Origin of the sequence: Spirillospora sp. NPDC052242, assembly GCF_040679555.1 — a bacterium.
In the GTDB taxonomy this organism is placed as follows: Bacteria; Actinomycetota; Actinomycetes; order Streptosporangiales; family Streptosporangiaceae; genus Spirillospora.
Window position 1 is genome coordinate 36536 of record NZ_JBFAUZ010000003.1, and the last position, 15926, is coordinate 52461.

At 74.2% G+C, this 15926-nt stretch carries 16 protein-coding genes; 11 read left to right on the forward strand and 5 right to left on the reverse strand.

What is annotated here, in order from left to right:
* Positions 1 to 10: 10 nt before the first annotated feature.
* Positions 11 to 487, forward strand: coding sequence for a (2Fe-2S)-binding protein (locus AB0L25_RS03395; protein ID WP_500168172.1), 477 nt, complete (start codon positions 11 to 13; stop codon positions 485 to 487).
* Here AB0L25_RS03395 and AB0L25_RS03400 read toward each other — a convergent pair whose 3' ends face one another.
* Positions 488 to 1402, reverse strand: a complete 915-nt coding sequence (locus AB0L25_RS03400) for a TIGR03854 family LLM class F420-dependent oxidoreductase (protein ID WP_500168174.1) — start codon at positions 1400 to 1402, stop codon at positions 488 to 490.
* Positions 1403 to 1434: 32 nt separating this feature from the next.
* The gene (locus AB0L25_RS03405) at positions 1435 to 1989 is read right to left on the reverse strand and encodes a TetR/AcrR family transcriptional regulator (protein WP_500168176.1); all 555 of its coding nucleotides are present in this window, start codon (positions 1987 to 1989) and stop codon (positions 1435 to 1437) included.
* Between the two features lie 139 nt (positions 1990 to 2128).
* Here AB0L25_RS03405 and AB0L25_RS03410 point away from each other — a divergent pair, with 139 nt between their 5' ends.
* Positions 2129 to 4333, forward strand: a complete 2205-nt coding sequence (locus AB0L25_RS03410) for an MMPL family transporter (protein ID WP_500168178.1) — start codon at positions 2129 to 2131, stop codon at positions 4331 to 4333.
* Between the two features lie 21 nt (positions 4334 to 4354).
* Entirely contained in the window at positions 4355 to 4906 is a 552-nt protein-coding gene (locus tag AB0L25_RS03415) for a nitroreductase family protein (RefSeq protein WP_500168180.1), read from the forward strand.
* Here the strand turns inward: AB0L25_RS03415 and AB0L25_RS03420 are convergent.
* The gene (locus AB0L25_RS03420; RefSeq protein WP_500168181.1) at positions 4903 to 5100 is read right to left on the reverse strand and encodes a hypothetical protein; all 198 of its coding nucleotides are present in this window, start codon (positions 5098 to 5100) and stop codon (positions 4903 to 4905) included. The genes AB0L25_RS03415 and AB0L25_RS03420 overlap by 4 nt on opposite strands.
* 169 nt (positions 5101 to 5269) lie before the next feature.
* Entirely contained in the window at positions 5270 to 5848 is a 579-nt protein-coding gene (locus AB0L25_RS03425; protein ID WP_500168182.1) for a TetR/AcrR family transcriptional regulator, read from the reverse strand.
* A gap of 91 nt (positions 5849 to 5939) precedes the next feature.
* Between AB0L25_RS03425 and AB0L25_RS03430 the strand changes: the two genes are divergently transcribed.
* Together AB0L25_RS03430 and AB0L25_RS03435 are read left to right on the forward strand one after the other, a co-directional pair.
* Entirely contained in the window at positions 5940 to 7319 is a 1380-nt protein-coding gene (locus AB0L25_RS03430) for an MFS transporter (protein WP_500168184.1), read from the forward strand.
* Between the two features lie 44 nt (positions 7320 to 7363).
* Positions 7364 to 8899: an SMI1/KNR4 family protein gene (locus tag AB0L25_RS03435; protein ID WP_500168186.1), complete on the forward strand. Its 1536-nt coding sequence runs from the start codon at positions 7364 to 7366 to the stop codon at positions 8897 to 8899.
* A 37-nt stretch (positions 8900 to 8936) separates the two neighbouring features.
* Here the strand turns inward: AB0L25_RS03435 and AB0L25_RS03440 are convergent, their stop codons facing one another.
* Positions 8937 to 10418: an MFS transporter gene (locus tag AB0L25_RS03440; RefSeq protein WP_500168188.1), complete on the reverse strand. Its 1482-nt coding sequence runs from the start codon at positions 10416 to 10418 to the stop codon at positions 8937 to 8939.
* A 284-nt stretch (positions 10419 to 10702) separates the two neighbouring features.
* On the opposite strand from AB0L25_RS03440, the gene AB0L25_RS03445 reads away from it, so the two are divergent.
* From AB0L25_RS03445 to AB0L25_RS03470, 6 genes are read left to right on the forward strand one after another with little or no spacing between them, the layout of a single operon-like run.
* On the forward strand, positions 10703 to 11338 hold the full coding sequence (locus tag AB0L25_RS03445) for an isochorismatase family protein (RefSeq protein WP_500168190.1): 636 nt from the start codon (positions 10703 to 10705) through the stop codon (positions 11336 to 11338).
* Positions 11335 to 12090, forward strand: coding sequence for a maleate cis-trans isomerase family protein (locus tag AB0L25_RS03450; RefSeq protein WP_500168192.1), 756 nt, complete (start codon positions 11335 to 11337; stop codon positions 12088 to 12090). The genes AB0L25_RS03445 and AB0L25_RS03450 overlap by 4 nt, the downstream gene beginning before the upstream one ends.
* Positions 12087 to 12905: an alpha/beta fold hydrolase gene (locus tag AB0L25_RS03455; RefSeq protein WP_500168193.1), complete on the forward strand. Its 819-nt coding sequence runs from the start codon at positions 12087 to 12089 to the stop codon at positions 12903 to 12905. The genes AB0L25_RS03450 and AB0L25_RS03455 overlap by 4 nt, the downstream gene beginning before the upstream one ends.
* Positions 12906 to 12927: 22 nt before the next feature.
* The gene (locus AB0L25_RS03460) at positions 12928 to 13971 is read left to right on the forward strand and encodes a 2,5-dihydroxypyridine 5,6-dioxygenase NicX family protein (protein ID WP_500168196.1); all 1044 of its coding nucleotides are present in this window, start codon (positions 12928 to 12930) and stop codon (positions 13969 to 13971) included.
* Positions 13972 to 14003: 32 nt separating this feature from the next.
* Complete coding sequence (locus tag AB0L25_RS03465) at positions 14004 to 15197, forward strand: 4-hydroxybenzoate 3-monooxygenase (protein ID WP_500168197.1); 1194 nt, start codon at positions 14004 to 14006, stop codon at positions 15195 to 15197.
* 50 nt (positions 15198 to 15247) lie between these two features.
* Positions 15248 to 15922 (forward strand): GntR family transcriptional regulator, encoded by a 675-nt coding sequence (locus AB0L25_RS03470; RefSeq protein ID WP_500168199.1) that lies wholly within the window; start codon positions 15248 to 15250, stop codon positions 15920 to 15922.
* The last annotated feature ends 4 nt before the right edge of the window (positions 15923 to 15926 follow it).

Below are 15926 nucleotides of genomic sequence, written 5' to 3' on the forward strand. Positions count from 1 at the left end.
GGAGCCCGACGTGCCGACCCATACCTTCCGGCTCAACGGCGAGCAGATCACCGTGGAGGCCGAGGACGACGTGCGCCTGCTGTGGGTGCTGCGCGACCTGCTCGGGGTCACCGGCCCCAAGTACGGCTGCGGCATCGGCGTCTGCCAGGCGTGCACGTCCCACGTGAACGGCAAGGCGGTCAACGTCTGCTCGGTGCCGGTGTCCCGGATCGGCCCGGACGACGAGGTCGTCACGATCGAGGGCCTGCCGGGCACGGTGGGCCGCGAGCTGCACCCGATGCAGGAGGCGTGGCTGGAGCACGACGTCGCGCAGTGCGGCTACTGCCAGCCGGGGCAGATCATGTCGGCGGTGGCGAAGGTCCGGCAGGTCCGCGCGGAGGGCCGCGACATCACCGACGCCGACCTGGACGAGCTGCGCAACATCTGCCGCTGCGGCACCTACGCCCGCATCCGCGACGCCATCAGGTCCGGCGCCGAGCGGATGTGATCAGCGGTTCTCGAGGGGGAGCAGTTCGGCGGCGAACGCGTCGAGGAAGTCGCGGCGGGCCGTGACCGGGCCCGCCGGGCGGACGACGAACTTCGACAGGCCGACGTCGACGAACCGGCGGACGCGGTCGCGGGCGTCGTCCCAGCCCAGGCAGAGGAGGGCGCGCGGGTCGGCGACGTCGGGGCGGTCCTTGCGGAGCCGCGCCAGCAGGGCGTCGACCGCGCGTTCGCCGGCGCCGTCCGGGACGACCGTGAGGTAGGTGCCGTAGTGGTCCTCCTCGATCGCCCGTCCGGCCCGGTCGGCGGCGCGCACGATCCGGGCGCGGCACGCCTCGGCGTCGGCCGGGGTGACGGTCGCGCCGAGCCAGCCGTCGCCGAGCCGTCCGATCCGGTCCATGGCGGCGGGGACGCGGCCGCCCAGCCACAGGTCGAGCGGCTTGGCGGGCAGCGGCGCGACCGACGCGTCGTCGAGGTGGAAGTACCGGCCGTGGTGGGTGACGGACGGTTCGGTGAGCAGCGCCCGCACCACGTGCAGGGCCTCCTCGAACACCTCTGCGCGGGGCCCGTCCGGCACGGGGTAGACGGGACGGTCGGCGCGCCGCGCGGGGCGGACGCCGAAGACCGGCAGGACGCGCCGGGGCGCGAGCGCGGCGAGCCCGGCGAGCTGCGCCGCGACGACCGCCGGGTTGCGTCCGGGCAGCACCAGCACGCCCGTCCCGACCTTCAGCCGTTCGGTGCGGCCGACGGCGTAGGCCATGCCGATCAGCGGATCGACGGTGTTCGGCGCGGCCGCCAGGTCCGACAGCCACAGCGAGTCGATGCCGCGCGCCTCCAGGTCGGCCGCGAGGCCGGCGAGCCCGGGGTCGTCCGGCGCGCCGCGTTCGGGCACGTCCCCCACACCGATGCGGATCTTCACCCCGCCATCAGACCTCCGCGCACGTCACACGGTCAAGGGGCCGTCCCGGTGGTCAGGCCGCGCAGGGCCAGCTCGACCCAGCGGCGGCGGGCGGGCTCGGGGACGTCGTCGTCCGGAAGGGTGCTCATCAGCAGCACCACGTCCCCGACGGTGACGTCGGGGCGCAGGGCGCCCTCCGCGCGCCCCGCCTCGATGACGCGGGAGAGCCCGGCGAGGGCGCGTTTCTCCAGGTCGGGGCGGTCGGCCATGCCGAGGTTGCGCAGGGCGGCCTTGACCCCGCGGTCCTGGCCGACGGCGTCGGCGGCCCACTCGAACAGGGTGGTCAGCTCGGTGACGGCGGCGCCGCCCGCGTCGACGCGCGCGACGGCGGCGTCGAGCGCCTCGAACATGCGGGCGGACATCTCCTCCACGATCGCGGCCACGAGGTCGGCCTTGGTGGGGAAGTGCCGGTAGAGGGTGCCCACGGCCACGCCCGCCTCGCGGGCGATGTCGTCCATCCCGGCGCGCTCGCCGCGGGCGGCGATCAGCGTGCGCGCGGCGCGCAGGATGTTGGCCCGGTTCCGCGCGGCGTCGGCGCGCAGCCCCATGGACTCACCGTCCCTTCACGGTCGCACTCAACATGAGCTATGGTTCACTATATATGGTGAACCTTGGTTCATGTTAGGCGTCCCCTCGGAAGCGCGGCCGAAAGCACGGCCTGCTTTCGCATGCCCGAATGAGGAGAACATGTCCGCACTCGCACGCTGGTGTTACCGGCGGCGGCTCGTCGTCGTCCTGGCCTGGCTGGCCGCCCTGGTCGGGCTGGGCATCGCGTCCCAGACGGCCGGCACCGCCTACAGCACCGACCTCGCGCTGCCCGGAACCGAGTCCAAGACCGCCCTCGACCTGCTCCGGCGGGCCACGCCCGAGCAGTCCGGATCCACCGCCACCGTCGTGTGGCGGGCGGAGCGCGGGACGGTCCGCGACGCCGCCGTCCGGGAGAGGATGTCCGCCGCGCTCGACGAGATCTCCCGCCTCCCCGAGGTCGGGGACGTGCGCGGCCCCTACGCGCGGGGCGGGGACGGGCAGATCAGCGAGGACGGCCGCACCGCCTACGCCCACGTCGCGTTCGGCGCGCAGACCGAGGCGCTCGCGCCCGAGGACGTCCAGCGGGTCGTCGACGCCGCTCGGGAGGGCGCCGCCGACGGCGTCCGCGTCGAACTCGGCGGCCCGGCCCTCACCCGCATCGACGAGCCCAGCACCGGCACCGCGGAACTGGTCGGCGTCGTCGCGGCGGCCGTGGTGCTGTTCCTGGCGTTCGGGTCGCTGTTCGCCATGCTCCTGCCCCTCGTCACCGCCGTCGCCGGGCTCGGCACCGCGATCCTGACGATGGGCCTGCTCAGCAACGCGTTCACGCTCGCCGACCTCACCCCCACGCTCGGCACCCTCATCGGGCTCGGCGTCGGCATCGACTACGCGCTGTTCATCGTCACCCGCCACCGCGCCGGGCTGCGGGCGGGACGCGGCGTGGAGGAGTCGGTCGTCGCGGCCGTGACGACGTCCGGACGGGCCGTGCTGTTCGCCGCCGCGACCGTCGTCGTGTCCCTGCTCGGCATGCTCGTCCTCGGGCTGTCCTTCCTGAACGGCGTGGCGATCGGGGCCGCGCTGACGGTCGCGCTCACCGCCGTCGCCGCCGTCACCCTGCTCCCGGCGATGCTGGGCTTCCTCGGCACCCGCACGCTCGCCCGGCGCGAGCGGCGCGCCCTCGCCGAGCGCGGTCCCGCCGCCGACACCGAGGCCGCCGGCCTGTGGGCGCGCTGGGCGGGCGCGGTGCGGCGCCGCCCCCGGGCGCTGTCCGCCGGGGCGCTGCTGGTCATGGCCGTCCTCACCGTGCCGGTGTTCGGGATGCGGCTCGGGTCGTCCGACCAGGGCAACGACCCGGAGTCCAGCACGACCCGCGCGGCCTACGACATGCTCGCCGCCGGGTTCGGGCCCGGGTTCAACGGGCCGCTCTACCTGGTCGCCGAGGTGCCGGACGAGCGCGGCCGCGCGGCGCTCGACGCGCTCGCCCGGGACGTGCGCGGCGCCGCGGGCGTCGCGAGCGCGACCGCCGTGCCGATGCGGGACGGCGCGTCCGTCGGCGTCGTCGAGGTGGTCCCGACGAGCGCGCCGCAGTCGCCCCGGACGTCCGAGCTGATCGAGCGGCTGCGGGACGACACGATCCCGGACGCCGAGCGCGGCACCGGCCTGCGGGTCCACGTGGGCGGCGAGACGGCCGTCAACGACGACTTCGCCGACGTCCTCGCGGGCCGGATGCCGCTCTTCGTCGGCGTCATCGTCGGCCTCGGGTTCCTCCTGCTGCTCTTGGCGTTCCGCAGCCTGGTCGTCCCGGCGACGGCCGCGGTGATGAACCTGTTCGCGGCGGGCGCCTCGATCGGCGTGGTCGTCGCGTTCTTCCAGTGGGGGTGGGTGTCCGAACCGTTCGGGCTCGGCACGGGGCCGGTGGAGACGTTCCTGCCCGTGCTGATGCTGCCCGTCCTGTTCGGGCTCTCCATGGACTACCAGGTGTTCCTGGTCAGCCGCATGCACGAGGAGTGGACGCGCCACCGCGACAACGGACGGGCCGTGATCGTCGGGCAGGCCGCCACCGGGCGCGTCATCACGGCCGCCGCCACCATCATGATCGCGGTGTTCGCGGCGTTCGTCCTGGGCGGCCAGCGGGTGATCGCGATGTTCGGCACCGGCCTCGCCGTGGCCGTCGCGCTGGACGCGTTCGTCCTGCGCACCGTGCTCGTCCCCGCCGTGATGCACCTGCTCGGCCGCGCCAACTGGTGGCTGCCGCGCCGGCTGGACGCGCTGCTGCCGCGCCTGTCGATCGAGCGGCCCGCCGGACCGCCGCCCGAGCCGTCCGTCCCGGCCCGGACGGACGCCGAGCCGCAGCGGCAGGCGTGACCGCGCCCGTAGGGTGGCGGCGTGACCGACTTCTTCGCCGGGGACACCCGCACCGACCGGCCCGCGCCCGGCCCGCTCGCCGCCCTCCGGTCGGTGCGGGCGACCCGCTGGTTCACCGGCGAGGACGTCGACGACGCCACCCTGCGGGAGATCCTCGACACCGCGCGGTGGACGGGGTCGGCGCGAAACCGGCAGCCGTGGCGGTTCCACACGGTCCGTTCCGCGGAGACCCGCCGCGAGCTGAGCGAGTGCGGCGCGTACGCGCTGCACCTGCGCGCCGCCCCGGTCGTCGTCCTGCTCGCCCTCGACCGGAGCGGCGCGGACGCCGAGTTCGACGGCGGCCGCGTCGCCCAGACGATCGTCCTCGCGGCCCACCTGCTGGGGCTCGGGTCGTGCCCGGTGACGTTCTTCCCGGAGGCCGACAGCGCGCGCGCCACCGTGATCGCCGGGTTCGCCGAGCCGTGGCGGGTGCGGACCGGCATCGCCCTCGGCCGCCCCGCGCCGCGCCCGTCCGGCACCTCGGCGATCCCGACCGGACGCCACGACCTCGGCACCCTCTGGACGTCCGACTAGCCGACGGTGACGACGAGCGCCACCGTCACCATCAGCGCCATGAGGGCCCCCATGGCCACCGACGCCGCGCACCCGTGGTCGCCCGCCGCGGCCACCAGCGTCACGATCGCCCAGGCGATGGCGGCGAGCCCGGCCACCTCCCACACGGTCCACGGGGGCTGGAACGGCGGTGCCGCCAGGATGCCGGAAGTCATGCGCGGCCTCGTTTCGGTCGTCTCGGGGACCAGACCCTAGGCCGCGGCGGGAAAGCGCGGGCGGCGCGGCGGTGAACATCGGCCGGTGGGGCCGCGGTCAGCGCCGCTCCTCGTCCATCTCCAGGTACGCACTCGCCACTGAGCCCTTCCACGGCCGACGGCGTCGAGGCTAGCCCGTGAGGACGGACAGGGCCGACTTCGTCACCGCGTCCGCGGCGTCCTCGGCGGCGAGGCGTCCCGCGCGCACCTCGTCGGCGGCGCCGTGCACGAGGTAGTGGACGGCGCCCACCAGCCACGCCTCGGGCAGGTCGGTGCGGATCACGCCCTCGTCGCGGCCCCGGCGGACGAGCTCGGCCACGCGCCGGGCGGGCGGATCGTGCAGCTCGCGCACCCGGCCCGCCGGGAGCACCCCCTCCGCGGCGGCCAGCAGCGAGCCCGACTCGGCCACCAGTTCCCAGCTCGACGCGAGCAGCCTGCCGATCGCCGCGCGGGCGTCCCCCGACAGGTCCACGGCCGCCAGGACCGCCTCGCCGTCGCGGAGCGCGTCGGCGAGCGCGGCCTCGACCAGGTCGGCGCGGGTGCGGAAGTGCCCGTACAGCGTCATCCGCCCGACGCCCGCCGCGCGGGCGATGTCGTCCGTGCTCGCGTTCGGGTCGGAGCCCAGCAGGGTGCGGGCGGCGGACACGATGCGGGCGATGCTGCGCTCGGCGTCGGCCCGGCGCCGCGGGCGGGCGGAGGGTGCGGTCATGGAAACACCCTAACTCGTACGGCCATGTTTGAGTTATGGTGGCCGCAGAACTCGTATTCAGATGTACGAGTTACTGCACCGGGAGGATCCGATGACCCAGTCGCCCGCGATCTCGCCGCATCCGGCACGGTGGCGCGTGCTCGGCTTCCTCGGGGTGGCGCAGCTCATGCTGATCCTCGACGTCACGGTCGTGGCCATCGCGCTGCCCCACATCGAGACCGACCTCGGCGTCGGCCGCGAGGCCCTGACCTGGACGGTCAGCGCCTACACCCTCACGTTCGGCGGGCTGATGCTGCTCGGCGGGCGCATCGCGGACCTGGCCGGCGCCAAGCGCGTCATGCTCGCCGGGCTCCTGCTGTTCACCGCCGCGTCCCTCGTCACCGGCCTCGCCGGATCCGCCGCCGTGCTGCTGGCCGGGCGCGTCGCGCAGGGCGTGGGCGCGGCGCTGCTGTCGCCCGCCGCGCTCTCCCTGGTCGTGGCGCTGTTCGACGGGGACGAGCGCAACAAGGCCCTCGGCGTGTGGTCCGCGCTCGGCGGCGGCGGGGCGGCCCTCGGCGTGCTGCTCGGCGGCCTGCTCACCGCGGGCCCCGGCTGGCCGTGGGTCTTCCACGTCAACGTGCCGATCGGCCTGGTGATCGCCGCCGCCCTCGCCGTCCTGCTGCCCGCGCCGCCGCCCGCCGCCGCACGGGGCCGCGTCGACGTGCCCGGCGCCGTCCTGGTGACCGCCTCGTCGGCCGCGCTGATCTACGCGCTCATCGCGGCCGGCGAGGACGGCTGGCTCACCGCCCGCACCGGATGGCTCGTCCTCGCCGCCGCCGTCGGCTACGCGCTCTTCGCGCTCTGGCAGCGGCGGGCCGCCTCGCCGCTGATGGACGTCCGGCTGCTGGTGCGGCGCCCGGTCGCGACGGGCGCGTTCCTCATCTTCATGGCGACGGCCCTGATGATCGCGGTGTTCTTCCTCGGCACGTTCTACTTCCAGCACGCCCGCGACTACGGCGCCCTCCGGACGGGCCTGCTGTTCCTGCCGGTCGCGCTCGCGACGATGCTCGGCGCGAACGCGACCGGGCGGGTCATCGGCCGGTGGGGCGGCCGGGCGCCGGCCGTCGCGGGCCTGCTGGCCGCGGCGGCGGGCCTGGCGGCCCCGGCGGTCTCGCTGAACCCGGCCGTCGTCGTCGCCGGGGTGGCGTTCGCGGCGGCGGGCACCGGCGCCCTGTTCGTCGTGGCCTCGGCGACCGCGCTCGGACGCGTCGCGCCCCACGAGGCCGGGATCGCCTCGGGCATCGTGAGCTCGTTCCACGAGTTCGGCGCGTCGTTCGGCGCCGCCGTCGTCTCGAGCGTCGCCGCGGCGAGCCTCGCCGGGACCACGCTCGACGGCTTCACCGAGGCGTTCACCCTCGCCGCGGTCGCCGCCGCCGTCGGCGCGGCCGCCGCGCTGCCGCTGACCCCCGGCCGCGCCCCCGAGCCCGCCTAGCGGGGACGGGGTGGTGTCGGGGGGAAGCGGTAGAACTGCCCGCCATGGACGATCACCAGAGGGAGGCCGTGTTCGGTGTGCTGCTGGACGCGGCCGAGAAGATCGTGCGGGACGCGCCGGACGGCTGGCGGCGGGCGTGGGTGCGCGAGTACGCCACGCCGACCGGGGCGGGGAGCACCGGCAGGTGGTACGAGACGGACGACGGCGACGCCGAGCTGCGGGGCTCCCTCCGCGTGCGGAAGCTGTACGAGCTGAGCGGCGCGGAGGGCGAGGTGATGGCCGACCTGCTCGTCGAGCCGTCGGGACGGTTCGAGGCGCTGTTCGGGCGGTCGGTCTCGCGCTCCCTGTACGAGCGGGACCGGGTCCGGTACGTGCTGCGGCCGGACGTCCTGCCGGCGCAGCCCGGCGCCCTCGAACCGCCCTGCGCCAACCCGACGTTCGCCGGGGACCCGGACGAGGCCGTCCGGCTGTTCCGGGAGTACGTGCGCAAGCGGGAGGAGATCCTCGGCGAGGAGGAGTTCCTCCCCGAGCCGCTGCCCGCCGGCGAGCGGGCCGCGCTGCTGGACGGGTTCGACGGCGGGCTCCCGCCCGACCTGCTGGCCCTGTACGGCGAGGCGGACGGGGACGAGGAGACCGGGATGTTCCACAACCATCCGTGGTTCGACCTGGAGTCCACGACGACCGTCCGGCACGACGAGCGGTGGACGTGGGCGGTGGACCCGCTGTGGTCGATGCCCGGCGGGACTCCGCCCGGGGCGATCCGGCGGTGGGTGAGCAGCCCGAAGTGGGTGCCGTTCGCGACGAGCACCGGCGGTGACTTCCTCGCCGTCGACATGGACCCGGGGCCGGACGGGCGTCCGGGGCAGGTCATCCGCATGGGGCGGAACTACGGGGGCGCGCCGATGCTGGTCGCCCCGTCCGTGACGCACATGCTGCGCGCCCTGGTGCGGGCGCTCGACCGGGGCGACTACTGGAACGACGACGGCCACCTCGACGTGAACGCGAAGCTCCCGAGCTACCTGGACCCGGACCGGTCGTTCTGGCGCGGGAACGCGCCGATCCCGGCGAAGCCGAAGCGGCTCGAGCACCTCGCCGTCGACAAGGTCCGCGACCTCGATCTGAGCGCCGTCCGCGACGCGCCGCACCTGCGGACGGTGACGCTGTTCGGCGACGGGCCCGCCGACCTCGGTCCGCTGCGCGACGTGCCGCTGGAGGCGCTGCGGGCCGAACTCGACGCGGTGGACCTGGACGTCCTCGCCGGGCACCCGACGCTGCGCGCGGTCCGGCTCCGGACGAGCGAGCCCGTCGACCTCGGCGTGCTGCGGACGTTCCCGCGCCTGGAGGGGCTCGACCTGTCCGGGGCGGTCGTCCGGGACCTCGGCGTGCTCGGCGACCTGGACGGGCTGCTCTCGCTGACGCTGTCGCCGGAGCAGTGGCGCGAGGTCGGCGCGGTGCCGGGCCCGGCCACGGCGGAGCTCGCGGGCGACCCCACCCCTGGGCAGGTGCGGGAATGGGCCGGACGGTTCGAGCCCGACGAGGGGCTCGGCGCCCCCGAATACTTCGAGGGACGCGTGCGGTGACGTCCCGGGCGGGGCGCCCGGCCCCGCCCGGAACGCGTCACGCGGGCTTGCCTCCGGCCATGGCCGGGACGGACGCGTCCGCCTGCAAGGGCCCGGTGCGGCGGACCCCCAGGTAGAGGAACGCGCTGCCGAGGACGAGCGCCGCGTCGAGGTAGATCGCGGTCGTCCAGCTCCCGGTGGCGTCGCGGAGGGCGCCGCTGACGACGGGGCTCGCGACGGCGCCGATCTCGGCGATGAGGTTCCACATGCCGAACGCCGAGCCGTGGTTCTCCGGCCGCACCAGGTCGGCGGTCAGCGCCTGCGACATCGGCTGGACGGCGTTGAGGAACAGGCCCGTGCCGAACATCAGCGCGCCCATGACCCACAGCGACGGCTCGCCCGCGATCTGCAGGTAGACGCCGAACAGCAGGACGAGGACGCCCTGCCCGATCGTCGCGCCGATGAGCAGGTTGCGGCGGCCGAGGCCGCGGCGCTGCGCGACGTCCGACAGCCAGCCGCCGACGGGGAAGCCGATGATGCCCGCGCCCGCGTTGAACGCGGCGGTGAGGCCGGCCTCGACGAGGGAGCTGTCGGCGGCGGACGACACGATCGCGACCGACCAGTAGCCGAACAGCCAGATGCTCCACAGGATGGAGATCGCCGCGATGTAGATCAGCATGGTGTCGCGGTCGCGGAGCGCGGACGCCATCTGGACGCCGCGGCGGCGCTGCATGACCGCGACGATCGCGAGGGCCAGCAGGATCTGCAGCACCGCGGCGAGCCACTCGGGGACGCCGAGCCGGTCGCTCGCCCAGAACAGCGCCATGATCAGCGCGCAGAACACGGCGGCCATGGCGGCGAGCCGGGCGAACGGGGCGCGCAGCCGCAGCGGGCGCTGCACGAGCCGCCGCATGAAGCGCCACATGAACGCCGAGAGGATCAGCGTCAGGCCGCCGAACACCAGGAACGGCAACTTCCACGCGTCGTTGCGGCCGAGGACGTCCTCGCCGAGGTCGAGCAGCGGCGGTGCGGCGATGTTCGCGACGGTCAGGCCGAAGGCGAGGCCGGTGATGGCGACGCCGAGGCCGAGGCTGCGCTTGTGCTCGGGGGTGTGGGTGACGACGAGGGAGCGGTCGTTGGAGTAGAACGCGCCCTCGCCGAGCCCGGTGATCACGCGCAGCGCGACGAACGTGAACAGGCCCGCGAAGATGCCGCTGACGACGGTGGCGACGCCGGCCCACACGAACGAGACGGTGAGGACGGCGGCGTGGCCGTAGCGGTCGCCGAGGTGGCCGCTCGGGAGCTGGGTGAGCATGTAGCCCGCGAAGAAGAGGCTGCCGATCAGGCCGCCGAGGGCGTGCGGGTTCTCCGCCGCCTGCAGGAAGTCGACGTCGTTGTCGATCATCCAGGTGACCACGGGGCCGGTGATCGCGCGGTCGGCGTAGGCGAACAGCCAGCCGGCGAACAGGACCAGCCACAGGGTCCGGTAGTGGGGGACGGACGGGGTGGGGGCGGGTGGACGGTCTTGAGCGTTCACCATGTCGACCTCGCTCTAGACGCTTGCCGGTGGACGCGTGCGGGGCGGCACGGCCATCCGGCCGATGGTTCCGAGGATGGTCGTATGTTTAATGCAATCCTGTCAAGAGTTCGTCGGGCTGGCTGGGTGAGGGGAAGTGAATTCGCCCTCTAAAAGGTCGTTTGAACTGCAAGTATGTCCCCATGTTGGGGCTCTGTCGTGGGTGGTCGTCCCGGCCCTTGACGGCTGGATTTAATTAAATCTATGGTGACGCTCGACCGAGGCGAGGGCTTCGGAGAGGAGCGTTGATGACCGACGACGCACACGACCGGGACGCACACGACCGGTACGTCCGCGCCGGGTTCGGCGGGACGGTCCGGCGCGGGCGCCGCCCGGCGCTCGTGGTCGTGGACCTGCAGCGGGGCTTCACCGACCCGGCCGTCCCGATCGGCGCCGACATGCCGGACGAGATCGCGGCGGCCGGGCGGCTCGTGCGGGCGTTCCACGCGGCCGGGGCGCCCGTCGTCTTCACGACCATCGCCTTCGCCGAGCACGCGCCGAGCGCGTGGCTGGACAAGGCGCCCGGGCTGGGCGTGCTGCGGCGCGGGAGCGCGCTGGTCGAGATCGATCCGCGGCTGCCGCGCCGGGCCGAGGACCCCGTGGTGACCAAGACGGCCGCGAGCGCGTTCTTCGGCACCGACCTCGCGGGGCTGCTGCGCGCCTACGGCGCCGACACCGTCGTGCTGTGCGGCGCCACGACCAGCGGGTGCGTGCGGGCGACGGCCGTCGACGCGGTGCAGTACGGGTTCCCGGCGCTGGTGGTCGCGGACGCCGTCGCCGACCGCGTCCGGTCCTCGCACGACACGGCGCTGGTCGACGTCCAGGCCAAGTACGCCGACGTCGTCTCGCTGGACCGGGCGCTCGACTATGTGGAGGGGCTGTGAACTACCGCCGGATCGGCCTGATCGTGCCGAGTTCCAACACGACGATGGAGACGGAGGTCCCCGAGCTGCTCGCCCGGCGGCCGGGGGACGAGCGGTTCACCTTCCACTCGTCCCGCGCCGTGCTGCACACGGTCGACGCCGCGTCGCTGCGCGCGATGGCGGGCCAGGCGGACCGGTGCGCGGCCGAGGTCGCCGACGCGGGCGTGGACGCGATCGCCTACGCGTGCCTGATCGCGGTCATGGCGCAGGGGCCGAAGGCCCACGAGGACGCGGAGCGGCGGCTGCGGGACGCGGCGGCGGAGGCCGGCTGCGACGCGCCGGTGACCAGCAGCGCGGGCGCGCTCGTCCGCGGCGTCCGGCGGCTCGGGCTGTCGAAGATCGCGATCGTCGCGCCGTACGCGCCGGAGCTGACCGACATGGTCGTCCGGTACTTCGACGCGTACGACATCGCGGTGACGGCCGTGCGGAGCCTGTCGGTCACCGACAACCGCGCGGTCGGGCGGCTCGACCCGCGCGCGCCGCTGCGGCACGCGCGCGACCTGGACCTCGGGGACGCGCAGGGCGTCGTCCTGTCGGCGTGCGTGCAGATGCCGTCGCTCGCCGCCGTCACCGAGGCGCAGGACTCCCTCGGGCTGCCGGTGTTCTCGGCCGCGACCGCCACCACCCGGGAGCTGCTGGACGCGCTCGGCCTCGACCCGCGGGTGCCCGGCGGCGGCGCGCTCCTCGACGGCCCGCTGGAGGCGGCGCCGTGATCGAGCCGAAGGGGACGAGCGAGTTCGTGACCGCGGGCGGGCTGCGGCACCACCTGCTCCGGTACGGCGACGGCGCCCCGCTCGTCATCGTCCCGGGCATCACCAGCCCGGCCCTGACGGCCGAGTTCGTCGCGCTCGAACTGGCCCGCGACCACCGCGTGTACGTGCTGGACGTCCGGGGCCGCGGCCGGTCGGACACGCCGCCCGCCGGGAACTACACGCTCCGCCACTACGCCGACGACCTCGCGGGCGTGATCGGCGCGCTGGGGCTCGCCGACCCGATCGTCCTCGGGCACTCGATGGGCGCCCGGATCGCCGCCGCGTGGCGGGTGCTGCACGGCGAGCCGTCCGGCGCGCGCGCCCCGCTCGTCCTGGCGGACCCGCCGCTGTCCGGCCCGGGGCGCGGCCCGTACCCGACGAGCTGGGAGTCGTTCCGGACGCAGCTCGACGAGGCGCGGCGCGGCACCACCCCCGAGGAGATGCGGCGCTTCTACCCGAAATGGCCGGAACGGGAGCTGCTGATCCGCGCGCAGGAGCTGCCGACCTGCGACGCGACGGCGGTCCGCGAGACGCACGAGGGCTTCGAGACCGAGGACTTCTTCCCGTACTGGGAGCGGATCCGGCGCCCCGCCGTGCTGATCCGCGGCGGCGCGAGCCCCGTCGTGACCGACGCGGGCGCCGCCGGGCTGCGCCGCGCGAACCCGGACGTCCCCGTCGTGGACGTGCCGGGCGCGGGCCACATGATCCCGTGGGACGAGTTCGCCGGGTTCGTCGCCGCCGTCCGCTCCTTCCTGCACGAGAACCGCACGCCATGAACCGCACGACGGGAGGCTCACGATGATCGACCAGGTGGCGTTCACCGACCTGTGCCGCAGGCAGCTTCAGCTGAGCGGCGTCCACGAGGGCGAGTCGGTGACCGTCCTGTCGCAGGGCGACGAGCGGATGAACTACGCGGACGCGTTCCTGAACGCGGCGCAGTCGCTCGGCGCGAAGGCGTACCACATGCGGCTGCCCGCGCCCGCCGCCGCCGGGGGCGCGTGGGCGGTCGGCGCCAGCGGGCTCGCGGGCAACCCGGAGGCCGTCGAGGCGCTGAAGAACTCCGACATGCTCATCGACCTGATCTTCCTGCTGTTCTCGAAGGAGCAGATGGCGATCCAGGCCGCCGGGACGCGCGTGCTGTCGGCCGTCGAGCCGCCGGAACTGCTCGCCCGCCTGTTCCCGACGGAGGAACTGCGCGAACGGGTCGAGGTCGGGCAGGAACTGATGCGCAAGGCGCGCTCCCTGCGGTTCACGAACGCGCTCGGCACCGACGTCACGTACCGGCTCGGCCGCTACGACGCGATCACCGAGTACGGGTACACCGACGAGCCCGGCCGCTGGGACCACTGGCCGTCCGGCTTCGTGTTCACCGGCGGCGACGACGACGGCGTGGACGGGCGCATCGTCCTCGCGCCCGGGGACGTCCTGCTCCCGTTCAACGGCTACGTGCAGAGCCCCGTCGAGATCACCGTCGAGAAGGGGTTCATCACCGACATCCGCGGCGACCTGGACGCGCGGATGCTCCGGTCCTACATCGAGTCGTTCGACGACCCGCGCGGCTACGGCATGTCGCACGTCGGATGGGGCCTCAACGAGAACGCGCAGTGGCACGGGCTGCTGCCCCCGGCGTTCCCGGGCGGCATGGGCATGGAACCCCGCGCGGTGTACGGCAACGTCATGTTCTCCATCGGGCCCAACAACGAGCTGGGCGGACCCAACGACACCGCCTGCCACTTCGACATCCCCATGCGGGACTGCAGCCTCTTCCTGGACGACGAACCGATCATCCTGGACGGCGACGTCGTCGTGCCCGAGATGCGGCCGGCGTCCCGCCGCGCCTGAGACCCCCAACAGAACCAGGAAGGAAGCCGTTCGTGGCTCGTGAACTGCACACCACGGTCGCCATCGTGGGCGCCGGTCCCGCCGGACTCACGCTGGCGAACCTGCTGCAACGCCGCGGGGTCCCCTGCGTCGTCCTCGACAAGTTCAGCCCCGAGGCCATCCGCGGACGCGCGCGCGCCGGCCTGCTCGAACACCGGACCGTCGAGCTGATGGACAAGATGGGGCTCTCCGAGCGCCTGCACAAGGAAGGCGCCGTCCACCACGGCTGCGAGTTCCGCGTCGAGGGCGAGAGCTTCTTCGCCGACTACTCCGCCATGTACGACAACAAGCCCCACTACGTCTTCCCGCAGCAGGAGGTCGTCTCCGACCTGCTGGACGGCTTCGAGGCCGGCGGCGGGACCGTCCTGTACGAGACGACCGCCACGAAGGTCCTCCAGTGGGAGGACTCCCCGCGCGTGGAGTGCGCGGACGGCACGGTCGTGCGCGCCGAGTTCGTCGCAGGGGCCGACGGCCAGCACGGCGCGACCCGGGCGTGCGCGCCGTGGGAGCTGTTCGAGGAATACCGGATGCAGCACGAGTTCCGCTGGCTGACGCTCCTCGCCGAGGCGCCGCCGTCCGCCGACTCGACGATCTACGCCGTCCACCCCGCCGGGTTCGCCGGGCACCTGCTGCGCTCCGACACCGTCACCCGCTTCCACCTCCAGGTCCCGTTCGACGACACCGTCGACGACTGGCCCGACGACCGCATCTGGCACGAGCTGCGGATCCGCCTCGCGCAGCCCGGCTGGACCCTCAACGAGGGGCCCGTCTTCAGCAAGAACATGCTGGAGATGCAGAGCAAGGTGTGCGAGCCGATGCGGCACGGGCGCGTGTTCCTGCTCGGCGACGCCGCGCACATCATCACGCCGTCCGGCGGCAAGGGCATGAACCTCGCGATGGCCGACGCCGCCGAACTCGACGCCGTCCTCGCCCGCTTCGCCGAGACCGGGGACGAGGCGGACCTCGACGTCTACTCCGCGCGGCGCCTCCCCGACATCTGGAAGGCGCAGGAGTTCAGCCACGCGCTCATCCACATGATGCACACCTACGAGCCCGGGTCCCCCGACGCGGCGTTCCGGCAGAAGCTCCAGCGGTCCCGGCTGTGGCAGCTCCAGCACTCCACCGCGTACGCCCGCAACTTCGCCGAGAGCTACATCGGCCCGCCGCTGGGCTGGCCGTTCACGTGAGGCGCCCGTGGGATCATGGGGGAGGTGAGCCGAACCGCTGAGGAGGTCCCGTGGGGTCGACCGGGTCGGGCCGCGCGACCGGCCCGCACGAGACGCTGACCGACTTCGCCGCCGACGAGATCCGCAAGCGCATCGTGCTGGGCTGGCTGCCCCCGGGCGCCAAGCTGCGCGTCGACCCGCTCGCCGCCGAACTCGACGTCAGCCGCGTCCCCGTCCGGGAGGCGTTCCGCGAACTCCTCGCCGAGGGCCTCGCCGAGGTCTACCCGCGGCGCGGCGCCGTCGTGTCGGACATCCGCCGGCACGACGTCGAGGACGGCTACCGCATGCTCGAGGAGGTGGAGGTCATGGCGGCCGAACGCGTCGCCGCCACGGCCTCCGCCGAGACCGCCGCGCGGATGCGCCCCCACCTGCTGCGCCTCAAGGAGCTCGCCGCCGACCCCGACCCCCTCGACCACCTCCTCGCGCACCGCGCGTTCCACTTCGAGGTGTTCGCCGCGCTCGGCCCCGGCATGCTCCGCCGCACCTCGCAGATGCTCTGGCACGCCTGCGAGCGCTACATCAACGCGTCCGCCCGCGGCGACCGCCTGCAGCAGGCGTACCAGGAGCACGCCGAGCTCGTCCGGTTCTTCGAGGCGGGCGACACCGTCGGGGCCGTCGCGATGACCCGCATGCACGTCGCGCACGGCTGCCAGGCCGCCCTGCGCGGGCTCGGCTTCGACGAGTAGCCCG

What these genes read in the sequence shown, in the direction of transcription:
- AB0L25_RS03425 (WP_500168182.1), bottom strand. Translation starts at nt 5,848, where the DNA reads ATGACCGCACCCTCCGCCCGCCCGCGGCGCCGGGCCGACGCCGAGCGC.
- AB0L25_RS03445 (WP_500168190.1), top strand. Translation starts at nt 10,703, where the DNA reads ATGACCGACGACGCACACGACCGGGACGCACACGACCGGTACGTCCGC.
- AB0L25_RS03430 (WP_500168184.1), top strand. Translation starts at nt 5,940, where the DNA reads ATGACCCAGTCGCCCGCGATCTCGCCGCATCCGGCACGGTGGCGCGTG.
- AB0L25_RS03440 (WP_500168188.1), bottom strand. Translation starts at nt 10,418, where the DNA reads ATGGTGAACGCTCAAGACCGTCCACCCGCCCCCACCCCGTCCGTCCCC.
- AB0L25_RS03405 (WP_500168176.1), bottom strand. Translation starts at nt 1,989, where the DNA reads ATGGGGCTGCGCGCCGACGCCGCGCGGAACCGGGCCAACATCCTGCGC.
- AB0L25_RS03460 (WP_500168196.1), top strand. Translation starts at nt 12,928, where the DNA reads ATGATCGACCAGGTGGCGTTCACCGACCTGTGCCGCAGGCAGCTTCAG.
- AB0L25_RS03435 (WP_500168186.1), top strand. Translation starts at nt 7,364, where the DNA reads ATGGACGATCACCAGAGGGAGGCCGTGTTCGGTGTGCTGCTGGACGCG.
- AB0L25_RS03420 (WP_500168181.1), bottom strand. Translation starts at nt 5,100, where the DNA reads ATGACTTCCGGCATCCTGGCGGCACCGCCGTTCCAGCCCCCGTGGACC.
- AB0L25_RS03410 (WP_500168178.1), top strand. Translation starts at nt 2,129, where the DNA reads ATGTCCGCACTCGCACGCTGGTGTTACCGGCGGCGGCTCGTCGTCGTC.